Here is a 430-nt window from a genome sequence, read left to right as displayed (position 1 = left end):
GGCGTGATCCAGTACAGTCACCATGTGCATGGCGGCGGGGCCGACTTCTACGCCGCGGTTGATCGCATGGGCCTGGAGGGCATGGTGTCGAAGCGGCCTGACAGCGTTTATCGGTCAGGCGACACCGAAGCGTGGCTGAAAACCAAATGCTACGAGGAAGTCGACTTTGAAGTGGCAGGCGTGCAGCTAAAACCGGGATCGGCACCACTCGCTTTGATGGCAACCCGCGATGCGGAACGCCGCTATGTCGGATCGGCTCACATCGCGCTGACCAAAGCCATGCGAGAACGCCTGTGGGCCAAGGTGCAGGAGGGGAAAGGCACGCCACCGAAGGGAGCCGACAAGCCAGACGCCGAATGGATCAAACCTGGCCTTGTCGGACGAGTGAAGACCCTTAAGCGCGAGGACAAGCTACGCCATGCGACTTTGC

At 60.9% G+C, this 430-nt stretch carries 1 pseudogene; it reads left to right on the top strand.

The window, feature by feature from the left end:
• Positions 1–430, top strand: a pseudogene (locus EN955_RS35045) (hypothetical protein); the annotation flags it as partial.

Source organism: Mesorhizobium sp. M7A.F.Ca.CA.001.04.2.1, assembly GCF_003998485.1.
Classification (GTDB): Bacteria; Pseudomonadota; Alphaproteobacteria; order Rhizobiales; family Rhizobiaceae; genus Mesorhizobium; species Mesorhizobium ciceri.
This window is presented reverse-complemented; position numbering and strand designations above follow the sequence as displayed.